The organism is Paraburkholderia sp. SG-MS1 (assembly GCF_012275575.1).
Classification (GTDB): Bacteria; Pseudomonadota; Gammaproteobacteria; order Burkholderiales; family Burkholderiaceae; genus Paraburkholderia.
This window is the reverse complement of the sequence record NZ_NPIH01000030.1, coordinates 18,623-30,827: the sequence shown is the minus strand read 5'-3', so window position 1 is coordinate 30,827 and position 12,205 is coordinate 18,623. Positions and strand designations below refer to the sequence as shown.

Below are 12,205 nucleotides of genomic sequence, written 5' to 3'. Positions count from 1 at the left end.
GACCTGGCCCGCGGCGGCGCCCGTCAGATCGACGCGTGCCGCGCCTTCGACGAGACACTTCCAGTAGCGGCTGCCGCGGCACCACGTCTTGATCGCGTCGCGCAACTCGGCTTCGCTCAGCGACAGTTCCTTCGCATGCACGACGAGGTCTTCGAAGATGCCGACCTTCAGCGGCAGCTTGGGCGCCGGATTCTTCGGGAAGGCGATCGGGAAGCGCTTTTGCAGACGCCCGATCGATCTCACCACCGGGTCGACCGGTTTGGCGTCCGCCGCCGGCTTCGCTTGCGCGGCGGGTGCGGACGCATCGCGACGCGGCTGCGCGGGCTTGCGGGCAGGCCTCGCGCCCGGCCTGGAACCGGCCTTGGAATCGGCCTTCGAAGCAGGCTTGGATGCCGGCTTGGCATCGGACCTGGCGGCGGGCGCAGCTTCGGCGCGTGCCGCGGCCAGTTGCTTCTTCAGTTCAGCGAGTTGTTCGAAACCCATAGCGCACAATCAATCGAGAAAGAAGAGATTGTAGCAGCGAGTGGCAACGCGCTCGTGAGAACACCGTCGGGACGCAAGCCCGGGTGGCCGCGAGGCGATGAGCGAGCGAGGTTCGGCCTGTGTGCATTCCGGGGCGACGCTGAGCCGGTGGGCGGCGACTTCGCCGCTTTACGGCCCGCTTTACGGTGCGCTTTACAGCCCAATTCCACAGCGCCATTCAAAGAGGCGCCAGAACCCGCGATCCCCCGCGAATAGCGTGTGCGCGCCCAACGACGCGCCCTTCCCGCGAGCCCCGTCAGACTCTGACCGCCACAGGCGCCTCGGCATCGTGCGCTTTCAGACCGAAGACGGCCACGCACAAGCCCGGCCGCCCCTCGTTATTGCGCAACGACAGTCCCAGCTGATGCCGCTCGGCGATCCGCGACACGATCGCGAGCCCGAGGCCGCTGCCGTCGCCGCGCGCTTCCTCGCCGCGATAGAAGCGGTCGAACACGCGCGCGATCTCGACCTGCGGAATGCCCGAGCCATTGTCGACGATGTCGAACCCGACCCGGCTTCCCGCCCGCTTGAGTATCACGTCGACACGGCCACCCCGCGGCGTGTGCCGGATCGCGTTATTGATCAGGTTACCTAACATTACGCCCACGCCGTGCGGCTCGGCGAGTACCGTGTAGGCGTCGTTGGGTGTACGCGCGTCTTCGCATTCGAGCCCGAGATCGATCTGCGCCGATTCCGCCAGCAGCGACAGGTCGCCCACCACCTGTTCGCCGATCCGGCGCAAGCTGACCGGCACCATCGACGTCACCGGTTGTGCGTCCTCGCGCGCGAGCGTCAACAACTGCTGCACCAGATGAATGATCCGGTTCACGCGTCCCTCGACGCGCTCGAGCGTCTGCCCCTCGCCCTTTAACGAGCCGTCGCGCGAAGCGGCCTGTAATTGCAGCTTCAGCGCGGCAAGCGGCGAGCGCAGCTCGTGAGCGGCATCGGCAATGAACGTACGCTGTGCCTGTGATGCGGTATGCAGCCTTTGCAGCAGATCGTTGAGCGCTTCCACCAGCGGCTTGATTTCGACCGGCACGGTGCCATCCAGACGCAACGGTTCGAGCGAGTCGATCGAACGCGTTGACAGCGCGCGAGACAGGCCGCCGATCGGCGCGAGCCCGCGCGCGACGACCAGCAACACCAGCACGATCGTGACCGGGACCAGCACGCCGAGCGGCCACAGCGTGTGCAGCGCGAGCCGCAGCGCGAGGTCCTCGCGCACCGAGATGGGTTGTGCGACCTGCACGTAGCGCTCTTTCTGCTGCACGCCGAAAGTGCGCCATTGCGAACCGCCCCGCTCGACCATGCTGAAGCCCTCCGGCAGCCGTTCGAACGCCGGCGCCTGCATCGAGTGATAGATCAGCTCGCCGCCCCGATCCCAGATTTCGATGACGACCCGGTCGTCGGACAGTCCGCCGAGGTCCGGATGGCGATGTTCGCCGTCACCCGCGCCATTCAGGTTCGACGGCAACGACACCGCGATCGTGCGCAGCTCGTAGTCGAACAGTTCGCCGGCTTCCTGCCGGGCCGTCTGAAAGATGCCGAAGGCAGCCACGGCCGAGGCCGCCGCCATGCCGAAGATCAACCAGCCCAGCAGCCAGCGGCGAATCGACCTCATCAGCACCTCTTCAGACGGTAACCGACGCCGCGCACCGTCACGACCTGCTCGGCGCCGATCTTGCGCCGCAAGCTGTGCACATGGACCTCGATCGTGTTGCTGCCCACTTCCTCGCCCCAGCCATACAGCTTTTCTTCGAGCTCGGCCTTGGTGAAGACGCGGGTCGGCTCTTCGATCAGCGCCTGCAGCAGCGCGAACTCGCGCGGCACGAGCGGCAGCGGCGCACCGTCCTTGGTGACCTCGTGCGCGGCGGGGTCGAGCGTGAGTTCGCCGTGCGCATAGATGGGCTGCTTCTGGCCAGTGCGCCGGCGCAGCAGCGCGCGCACGCGCGCGGCCAGTTCGTCGAGGTCGAACGGCTTGATCAGGTAATCGTCGGCGCCGGCGTCGAGGCCGCGAATCCGTTCGTCGACCGCATCGCGCGCGGTCAGGATGATGACCGGCGCTGCGCCGCCGCGCTTGCGATACGCGTTGAGCACTTCGATGCCGTCCTTCTTCGGCAAGCCGAGATCGAGCAGCACCAGGTCGTACACATCATTGCCCAAAGACAACTCCGCCGCGCGGCCGTCTCCAGCCCAGTCGATCGCATAGCCGGAACGGCGCATCGCGCCCAGCACCGTTTCCGCAATCATCTCGTCGTCTTCGACCAGTAGCAGGCGCATGGCCTTTTCTCCGTCCTGTTTATTGCCCGCACATTGTCCAGGCCGCCAGCTTAACGCTTCCTTAATGCTTCCTTATTGCTTCCTTAGCGCTGCCTCATCTTCACCTTGCAGCGGCCCCTATGCAGCGACGTCCAGCTTATTTTCAAGTTAAGCGTGACTTAAGCGCTCCGTGCGCAAACTCGGCGTCACTTTTCCGCGGTATGCGCTCGCGGTTGCTTCAACGCTTCATTCAGGAGCCGGATTTTGCCCGTTTTCGATGCCGCGCCCGCGGCCTTCCTTGCGGCAGTCCCCGAGCACGCCGTCACCTGCGCGCCACGGCTGCGCGCGCTCGTGGCCCTCGCCGCGCTGCTGCTGGGCGGCTGCGCGTGGTATCACCGCGAGCCGCTCGCGCCGCACGACACGTCCACCTCGGCGCGCTCACTCGAGCGCATCCAGATCGACGGGTCGCGCATGCCGCTGCCCGAGCTGGCCGCGCATCGTTTCGAGCCGTCCGACGGGCTCGACATCGACGAAGTCGCGATGCTCGCGGTGGCCAACAATCCCGAGCTCAAACTGGCGCGCGACGATCTCGGCATCGCGCGTGCTCAAGCCTACTCGGCAGGATTGCTGCCCGACCCGCAACTGAGCGTGTCGAGCGACTACCCCGGCGCCGCCGGCACCACGCGCGCGTTCAATTATGGCTTGAGCGTCGATGTGATGGCGATCGTGCTGCGCAGCGCGAACCAACAGTCCGCCGACGCCACGGTCGCCAAGACCGATCTCGGCCTGCTCTGGCAGGAATGGCAGATCGTCGCGCAAGCGCGGCAGTTGTTCATCAGGACGCGCTTCCAGCAGGACACGCTGCCGCTGCTGCAGCAACAACGCGAGCTCGCACGCACGCGCTACGAACGGATGGCCGAAGCGCGCCGCGACGGCAACCTCACCGACGACGCGCTGAGCGCCGCGCTCACCGCGTATAGCGACGCGCGCAAGCAGGCCACGGACGCCGAACGCGCCGCGCAGCAGACGCGCCACGATCTGAACGCATTGCTCGGCCTCGCGCCCGACGTCCAGTTGCCCCTGCGCGGCAGCGAAGACATCGCGCCGCTGAGCGCCCCCACGCTTGACGGCGCGCTCGCCTCGCTCGCACAACGCCGCCCGGACCTGATCGCGCTGCAGGCGGGCTACGAAGCGCAGGAGCAAAAATATCGGGCGGCGATTCTGAGCCAGTTTCCGAGCCTGTCGGTGGGTTTCGTGCGTGCGCGCGACACGTCGAACATCTACACCAGCGGCTTCCAGATCAACCTGAGTCTGCCGATCTTCAACCGCAATCAGGGCAACGTGGCGATCGAAAAAGCCACCCGAGAACGGCTGCGCGACGAATATCAGACGCGCCTGAACCAGGCCTACGCGGACGTCGCGCAGATGCGCGCGGACCTCGCGATCCTCACGCGGCAATTGCAGGAGACGCAAAGCGCGCTGCCCGATGTCGACCTCGCTGCCCGGCATGCGGCTGCGGCCTATGCCGAACACAATCTCGCGCTCGGCGCATACACCGACGCGCAAAGCGCCGCGCTCGCCAAACGTGTCGACATAGCGACACTGCGCGAGTCGCTCGCCGAACAGCGCGTCGGCCTGCAGGCGCTGTTAGGCAGCGCGATTCCCGACGCCTTCACCTCCGCTCAGACCTTCATCGACACTCATGCGAAATAGTCCACTCCCACGCTCACGGCCGCGCGTCGCCGCTGTGGCGACCGCGCTTGCCTGCGTCGCGCTGCTGTGCATGGTGGTCCACGCCGCGAGCGGCGCTCATGCAACCGGCGCAAGCGCGGCTCCCGCGGACGACGCCGCCAATCAGCCCGTCGTGTCCGTCCGGACCGTTCGCGTGCAACGCGCCGACATCGCCCAACCGGTGCGGGGTTTCGGCATCGTCGCCGCGTCCGCCTCCAATCTCACGACGATCAATCTGCCCTATGTCGCACGCATCGTGCAGATGCGCGTGCAGTCCGGCCAGCGCGTCACGCGCGGCACTCCGCTGTTCATCGTGCAGGCCGATCCTGCCGCCGTGCTCGCCGCGACCCAGACGAAGAGCGCCTTGACGCTCGCGCAAGGCGAGTTGACGCGCACTCAGTCGCTGTATGACAAGGGGCTCGCCACGCAGTCGCAACTCGCGGCCGCCCGCAAGGCCGCTGACGATGCACAACAGGCGCTCGCTGCGCAGAATCAGACCGGCGTCGAGAGCGGCAACAAGGTCGTCACCGCGCCGCTCGGTGGCGTGGTCCTGCAACTGTCGGCGACACAGGGCGACCAGGTGCAAGCGGGCGCAGCGATCCTGCAACTGGCTGGCGGCAATGCGAAAGACGCGCGCGCGAACGTGATGCTCGGCGTCGAACCGTCGGACGCTGCCGCGATCCACGCGGGCGACTCCGTCACGCTGCGCGGCCTGTCGAGCGCACTTGCGAACACGCCGGTCAATGGCCGCGTGGTGGAGGTCGGCGCGGCGATCAATCCGCAGAGCCAACAGGTGGACGTCGGCGCGAACGTGCCGCTCGGCCAGAGTGCGTTCATTCCGGGCACACGCGTGAGCGCCGAAATCGCGACCCGCAGTGGCACGCATTGGGTCGTGCCGCGCGCGACCGTGCTGAAGGACGACAAGGGCGCGTACGTATTCCAGATCGCCCCGCAGAACAAGGCGCGCCGTGTCGCCGTCAGCGTTCAGATCGAGAACGGCGATCGCTACGGTGTGGACGGTCCGATCGACGCCGCCCAGGGCCTCGTGGTCAGCGGCAACTATGAGCTGAAGGACGGCATGGCGGTGCGAGTCGGCGAAGGCGCATCGCAATGAACTTCGGTCAATGGATGCAGACGCACCGCCGCTCGCTGCTGTTCGTGATCGCGCTGCTGGCGATCGCGGGCGCACTGACCGCGTTCCGTCTGCCGATCTCACTGTTTCCGAACGTCGCGTTTCCGCGCGCGGTGATCTCGCTCGACGCGGGCGACCGCCCCGCCGAACAGATGGCGACGCTCGTCACGATGCCGGTCGAAGAAGCGCTGCGCCGCGTACCGAACGTGCGCGACGTCGCGTCGACCACCAGCCGCGGCGCGGCGGAAATCTCGCTGAACTTCGACTGGGGCACCGACATGGCGCAGGCCACGCTGCAGGCGCAGTCGGCCATCAGCGAGATTCTCACGACGCTGCCGCCCGGCACTTCGATGCAGGTGCGGCGCATGGACCCGACCGTCTTTCCGGTGCTCGCGTACAGCCTCACGTCGACGCAGCAGTCGTTGTCGGCATTGCACGATCTCGCGCAGTTCCAGATGCGGCCGTTGCTGTCGTCGGTGGAAGGCGTCGCGCGGGTCGACGTGACCGGTGGCGCTCAGGACGAGTTCGAAGTCGCGGTCGACCCCGCACGGCTCGCTGCGTACAAGCTGTCGCTTGCCGACGTATCGAAGGCGATCGGCGCGCACAACGTGCTGATGGCCAACGGGCGCATCGAGGACCACGACAAGCTGTACCTCGTGATCACCAACACGACGATCACGCAGCTCGATGAACTGCGCAACGTGGTGGTGTCGGCGAGCGGCGCGGCGCAGATCCGTCTGGGCGACGTCGCGACGGTGCGCCAGGGCGTCGTGCCGCAGTGGATGCGCGTCACCGCCGACGGCCAGGACGCCGTGCTGCTCAACGTCTACCAGCAGCCCGGCGCGAACAGCGTCGCGATGGCGAAGGCGATCCGCGCGAAACTCGCCGACTTCCAGCATCAACTGCCGCCGGGCGTGCATCTGTCGAACTGGTACGACCAGAGCGAACTGGTCATCGCATCGGCCACCAGCGTGCGCGACGCGATCATGATCGGCGTGGTGCTCGCGGCGCTCACGCTGTTCGTGTTCCTGCGCAACTGGAAGATCACCGCGATCGCCGTGGCGCTGGTGCCGGTGGTCATGGCCGCGACGATCCTGCTGCTCGACGTGTTCGGCATGGGCTTCAACATCATGACGCTCGGCGGCATGGCGGCCGCGGTGGGCCTTGTGATCGACGACGCGATCGTGATGATCGAGCACATCGTGCGGCGCATGCGCGAAGCCGGCTCGCGCGCGTTTCATGGTCGCGTGATGGCCGCCGCGCTCGAATTCACGCGGCCGCTGGCCGGGTCCTCGGCGGCGACGCTGATCATCTTCGTGCCGCTCGCGTTTCTGTCGGGCGTGACGGGTGCGTTTTTCAAGGCACTCTCGGTGACGATGGCAAGCGCGCTGTTCATTTCGTTTCTCGTCACCTGGCTCGCGGTGCCGATTCTGTGCGACCGTTGGCTGAAACCGAAAGACGCCGAAGAACCTGCGGAAACCCGTTTCGCCGCATGGTTGAACCGGCGTTACGCGACGCTGGTCGAGCGCGTCACGACAAAGCCCGTACTCGTGCTGCTCGGCCTCGTGCCGCTGATCGTGGTGGCCGCGTTCGCGTTCACGCGGGTAGGCAGCGGTTTCATGCCGAGCATGGACGAAGGCGGCTTCGTGCTCGACTATCACACCGAACCCGGCACCTCGGTGACCGAAACCGACCGGCTGATGAAGCAGATCGAGACCATCATCCGCGCGAATCCGAATGTGTCGACCTATTCGCGCCGCACTGGCGCGGGTCTCGGCGGCGACCTGAACGAGCCCAACAAGGGCGACTTCTTCGTGCGGCTGAAGTCCGGCCAGCGCGAGCCGATCGACACGGTGATGGAAGAAATCCGCTCGCAGGTCGAAGCGCAGGTGCCCGGCGTCAATATCGAACTCGCGCAGTTGATGGAGGATCTGATCGGCGACCTGACGGCGGTACCCCAGCCCGTGCAGATCAAGATCTTCTCCGACGACGCGGCCACGCTCGACACCACCGCGCGCAAGGTCGCCGCGCGCATCGGCAAGATTCAGGGCGTGGTGGACGTGAACGACGGCATCAACCCGGCGGGCGACGCGCTCGAATTGCACATCCTGCCGGCCGCGGCCGCAGCCGAGGGGATGGACCCGCAGTCGATCGCGCAAGCGGTGTCCGACATGGTCGAAGGCAACGTGGCGACACAGTTCCAGAGCGGGCCGAAAACGGTCGGCGTGCGCGTGCGGGTGGACGGCGCGTTGAAACTCACCGATACGCAACTGGGCCAGTTACAGATTCGCGCACCGGACGGCCATCTGTTCGCGCTGAATCGCGTCGCCGATCAGGTCAAGGTGACGGGCCAGCCGGAGATCAGCCGCGACAACCTCAAGCGGATGGTCGCAGTCACCGCGCGCATCGACGGACGCGATCTCGGTTCCACCATCGCCGACGTGCAGAAGGCGCTTGGCGAAGCCAACCTGCTGCCGACGGGCGTCTACTACGAACTGGGCGGCTTGTACCAGCAACAGCAGATCGCGTTCAAGGGCCTGCTGACCGTGTTCGGTGCGGCGATCGCGCTGGTGTTCGGCCTGCTGCTGTTCCTCTACGAACGCTTTCGCGTCGCGGTGGCGGTGCTGGCGATGCCGCTGCTGGCAGCGGGTGCCGTATTTATCGGCTTGTGGATCACAGGCATCGAGTTGAACATCTCCGCGATGATGGGGATGACGATGATCATCGGCATCGTCACCGAGGTAGCGATCTTCTATGTGTCGGAATTGCAGGGCCTCGTGCGTGACGAGGAGATGCCATTCTACGAAGCGTTGCGTAGCGCCGGCCGCAATCGCCTGCGCCCGATCGCCATGACGACGATCGCCGCGATCCTCGCGCTGCTGCCGCTGGCGTTTGCGCTAGGGCAAGGCTCGGCGATGCAGCAGCCGCTCGCGATCGCGATCATCTCCGGGCTGATCGTGCAGTTGCCGCTCGTATTGTTGCTGCTGCCGGTGCTGCTCAAACTGTTGATGAAAAAGCAGCCGATATGACGCGCAGCTTTCGCCGCCCGCGCGCGGGTGCGGGCGGGCGTCATTGTTGGTACGTCCACGGCCGGTCGCGTGGACGTACCCGTCCGCAGTCAAACACCCCCCGCTATCACATGCGCTGCGCCAGCACGTCCGCAAATCCGCCGGCCCGCGCGCCCGATGCGCGAATAGCGGCGGCCACCTTGGGCGAGAGCAGCGCCTGTCATTCATCGGCATGCCGGTAGTCGCGCATGCCGTCACTCAACGGCAATTCGCCATATTGATCAGTTTGCTGACCTTGAGATTGCTGCCGTGCACCCGCGTGTCGATGGCCAGCTCGATGTCGTGCGCCGGATAGGCCGCTTGCAAACGGCGCGCCACCGCGATCGCGGGGTCGCGCGGCGACGACACGCCGAGCACCAGCTGAAAATGCCCGTGACGTTGCTCGCAGAAGGTTTGCAGGTTTTCGTACAGACGCGGCTCGGCGCCGCACAGCGGTTTGAGCACGCTGACGCCAACCTGCCCGAATGGATGCGACGGCTGCGGTGATTGCGTTGCTTGTGCGGACTGCCACGCGCAAACGGAGGTCGCTCGATAATCAGAGGCGTTCTCCCGATGGACCGAAGCGTGACCGCTCGTGCCGCGAACGGCGTCGCCATTACGGTGGCCATCGCGTAGAACGCGGCGCCAATGCAGTCTGTCGACAGAATCCATTGGCATACGGTCCATGCGTGCGCCGCCATACCCGTTTCCGTCAGTGCCCGGCCAGCACGAACGGTTGGCCGGTCAGCCGCAGATGAAGAATGACGAGCCAGCGCCGCGGACAATCCGGGCCGATCTCGACCGGCAGCTCGCAGCGCTCAGCCGGCAACATGTGACGGCTTTTGACCGCGATCTGGAACGCAGCCTGCGCGAATTCACGCGTCACGACGACGCCGCCGACGATCACCGCAACCGCGAGCAGCCGGAACGCAGTAGAGCCGAAGAATTGCTGCGACACGGGCAATACCAGCAGTGCCACACAGACGATCGCCTCGGTGCCCACGGCCGTGAGTGAGGCTATTAGCAGATGAGCGCGCAGCATGTCGACGGCGAGTGGCTTCATGACGTGGCCTCGTGACGCGAAGAAACGCACGGCGGGATTTGTCGGCATGGACATCGCCGAAAATATTCCATCGATGTCCTTACGATCGAGTTGCAAATGGCTGACGAACGTGGGTGACAAGCGAGGTCGACAAGCGCGGTTCAAAAGCGCGGTTGACAGGCGCATCACGTATTCATCATCGCTTCGCGAACCGGGTCGTTGAGGGGCGATACTATCCATTCGAACTGAAGGAAACCTTAAGCATGCGCGCGGTATAAAGGCACTCTGATGAAGAGGCTGGTTAAACTGCGAATGCACGAGCGGCGCTTACATGAAAATGCCTGCCGTCATGCAATACCCATTCGAAACGGACATTTCCCACCATGCGCGTACTCCTCGTAGAAGACGACGATCTGATCGGCTACGGCGTCGAAGCCGGCTTGCGACAAGCGGGCTTCACCGTCGATTGGGCACGCGACGGCCACAAGGCCGGCCTTGCGCTCGACACCACCACGTATGCGCTGGTGGTGCTCGATCTCGGCTTGCCGCGCGTCTGCGGTATGGAACTGCTCAAGCGCCTGCGCGACACCGGCAAGGACGTGCCGGTGCTGGTGCTGACCGCGAAAGGCACGGTCGCCGATCGGGTCGGCGGCCTCGAAGCCGGCGCGGACGACTACCTCGGCAAGCCCTTCGACCTGACCGAACTGATCGCGCGTTGCCGCGCTCTGCTGCGCCGCGCGCAAGGCCGCAGTGTCGAGCTGATCCGCTATCAGGACCTGACGGTCAATCCGGTCGCGCAGACGGTTGAAGTGGGCACGACGCGCGTGCCGCTCACGTCGCGCGAATGGGCGATCCTGTTGCAGTTGCTGACCCATCAGGACATTCCGCAATCGCGCTCGCAACTCGAAGAAAGCCTGTACGGCTGGCAGGAAGAAATCGAAAGCAACGCGATCGAGGTGCACGTCTCGAACCTGCGTAAGAAACTCGGAGCGGGGCTGATCAAGACCGTGCGCAACATCGGCTACGTCGTGGAGAAAGCGTGATGGGCGCGTCGATTCGCCGACGGCTCGTGCTGTTGGTGCTCGCCAGCATCGTGTTGATCTGGGGCATCGCGCTGGTGTCGAGTTATCGTCAGGCCACGCGTGAAGTCGACGAATGGGAAGAGGCGCGTCTTGCGGAACTCGCGCAGATTCTCGCGCTGCTCGACCCACGCAACCTGAGCACGCTCGCCAACGCGCGCATCGACGTGCGCGAAGAAGAAAAAGGCGGCAACCCCGGCGCCAGCGATCTCGATGATGACGACACCCTGCCGCGCGACGCACTCTTCCAGGTGCGCGGCGCGAATGGCGACGTGCTCGCGGGCAGCCCGCAATTGCACGCGCTCGGCGCATGGGACCTGCCGGCGCCGTCCGTCAGCGGCGCGCGCGACATCACGCTCGGCGGAGAGCGGTATCACTCGTTCACGCTGCGCGACACCGCGCTCGGTCATACCGTGCGCGTGTTCGAACCGGCCAATACGCGCAGCGACCTGGTGAGCGGCGTCGCGAGCCGCATCGCGCGTCCCACGCTGATCGCATTGCCGGTGCTGGCGCTGCTGGTGTGGTTCAGCATCGGCTGGAGTCTGGCGCCGCTGAAGGTGCTGTCGGGCGCGATTCGCTCGCGCGACGTCAACCGGATGGAGCCGGTCGACATCGGCCGTGCCCCGCTCGAAGTGCGCCCGCTCGTCGATGCGATCAATCTGATGCTCTCGCGTTTGCAGAACTCGCTGGAGCGTGAACGCGCCTTCACCGCCGACGCCGCCCATGAACTGAAGACGCCGCTCGCCGCGATCAAGGTGCAGGCGCAAGTCGCGCTGGCCGAGCCCGACGCCGCATTGCAGCGGCTCGCCATGGAGCGCGTCGTGCAAGGCGTGGATCGCAGCGCACGGCTCGCGGAACAACTGCTGCTGCTCGCGCGGCTCGACGCACACGAAAAATTGTCGACGGCGCCGCTCAAGCCCGCGACGGTGGCGAAGAACACGCTGCGCGCGAACGAACTCAACGCGCAGCAGAAGAACATCCGCGTGACGCTGACCGGCGACATGCACGCCGAGATCGATGCGGAGCCGGTACTGGTCGGTATCCTGCTCGACAATCTGCTCGATAACGCGATCAAGTATGGGCGCAGCGGCGGCAGCGTCGAAGTCGCGGTCAGCCAGGCCGGCGACCGCGTGCGGATCAGCGTGTGCGACGACGGCCCCGGTGTTGCGCCGGACGACCTCTCCCGCCTGACCCACCGCTTCTTTCGCACGACGGGCAACACAGCTTCCGGCAGCGGCTTGGGGCTGTCCATCGTCGCGCGTATCGCCGGACATTTCGGCGCGCGGCTAAATTTGACCACGGGCACCGGCGGACGGGGTCTGAAGGTGGAGGTGTCGTTTCCGGCTCACGTGCAGGCGCGCGCACAGGCACACGCGAACTGACGCGGCTGCAC

9 protein-coding genes and 2 pseudogenes are annotated in these 12,205 nt (G+C 65.9%); 5 read left to right on the top strand and 6 right to left on the bottom strand.

Annotated elements, in window-relative coordinates:
• From CIC12_RS02690 to CIC12_RS02680, 3 genes are all read right to left on the bottom strand, one after another.
• A partial coding sequence (locus CIC12_RS02690) for a ProQ/FinO family protein (RefSeq protein WP_174771873.1) occupies positions 1-483 on the bottom strand: 483 nt, incomplete at its 3' end.
• A gap of 295 nt (positions 484-778) precedes the next feature.
• Positions 779-2,143 carry an ATP-binding protein gene (locus CIC12_RS02685; protein ID WP_168661920.1) on the bottom strand — a complete coding sequence of 455 codons (1,365 nt, stop codon included), beginning with the start codon at positions 2,141-2,143 and terminating at the stop codon, positions 779-781.
• On the bottom strand, positions 2,143-2,802 hold the full coding sequence (locus tag CIC12_RS02680; RefSeq protein ID WP_168661918.1) for a response regulator: 660 nt from the start codon (positions 2,800-2,802) through the stop codon (positions 2,143-2,145). Before CIC12_RS02680 ends, CIC12_RS02685 begins: the two co-directional genes overlap by 1 nt.
• A 243-nt stretch (positions 2,803-3,045) precedes the next feature.
• Here CIC12_RS02680 and CIC12_RS02675 point away from each other — a divergent pair, with 243 nt between their 5' ends.
• The 3 genes from CIC12_RS02675 to CIC12_RS02665 are packed head-to-tail and all read left to right on the top strand — an operon-like array spanning position 3,046 to position 8,673.
• Entirely contained in the window at positions 3,046-4,494 is a 1,449-nt protein-coding gene (locus tag CIC12_RS02675; RefSeq protein ID WP_168661916.1) for a TolC family protein, read from the top strand.
• Positions 4,484-5,626: an efflux RND transporter periplasmic adaptor subunit gene (locus CIC12_RS02670; protein WP_168661914.1), complete on the top strand. Its 1,143-nt coding sequence runs from the start codon at positions 4,484-4,486 to the stop codon at positions 5,624-5,626. The genes CIC12_RS02675 and CIC12_RS02670 overlap by 11 nt, the downstream gene beginning before the upstream one ends.
• Positions 5,623-8,673 carry an efflux RND transporter permease subunit gene (locus CIC12_RS02665; protein ID WP_168661912.1) on the top strand — a complete coding sequence of 1,017 codons (3,051 nt, stop codon included), beginning with the start codon at positions 5,623-5,625 and terminating at the stop codon, positions 8,671-8,673. The genes CIC12_RS02670 and CIC12_RS02665 overlap by 4 nt, the downstream gene beginning before the upstream one ends.
• A gap of 106 nt (positions 8,674-8,779) precedes the next feature.
• Here CIC12_RS02665 and CIC12_RS33830 read toward each other — a convergent pair.
• The 3 genes and pseudogenes from CIC12_RS33830 to CIC12_RS02655 all read right to left on the bottom strand — a co-directional run.
• Positions 8,780-8,914 (bottom strand): annotated as a pseudogene (locus tag CIC12_RS33830) (hopanoid biosynthesis-associated protein HpnK); the annotation flags it as partial.
• An 8-nt stretch (positions 8,915-8,922) separates the two neighbouring features.
• Positions 8,923-9,392 (bottom strand): annotated as a pseudogene (locus CIC12_RS32895) (bacteriohopanetetrol glucosamine biosynthesis glycosyltransferase HpnI); the annotation flags it as partial.
• Positions 9,393-9,403: 11 nt separating this feature from the next.
• A complete protein-coding gene (locus tag CIC12_RS02655) occupies positions 9,404-9,754 on the bottom strand; it encodes a hypothetical protein (protein ID WP_168661910.1) in 351 nt (116 codons plus the stop codon).
• 362 nt (positions 9,755-10,116) lie between these two features.
• Between CIC12_RS02655 and CIC12_RS02650 the strand changes: the two genes are divergently transcribed.
• Both CIC12_RS02650 and CIC12_RS02645 read left to right on the top strand, forming a co-directional pair.
• Positions 10,117-10,776 (top strand): response regulator, encoded by a 660-nt coding sequence (locus CIC12_RS02650; protein ID WP_168661908.1) that lies wholly within the window; start codon positions 10,117-10,119, stop codon positions 10,774-10,776.
• A complete protein-coding gene (locus CIC12_RS02645) occupies positions 10,773-12,194 on the top strand; it encodes an ATP-binding protein (protein ID WP_168661906.1) in 1,422 nt (473 codons plus the stop codon). Before CIC12_RS02650 ends, CIC12_RS02645 begins: the two co-directional genes overlap by 4 nt.
• Positions 12,195-12,205: the final 11 nt, after the last annotated feature.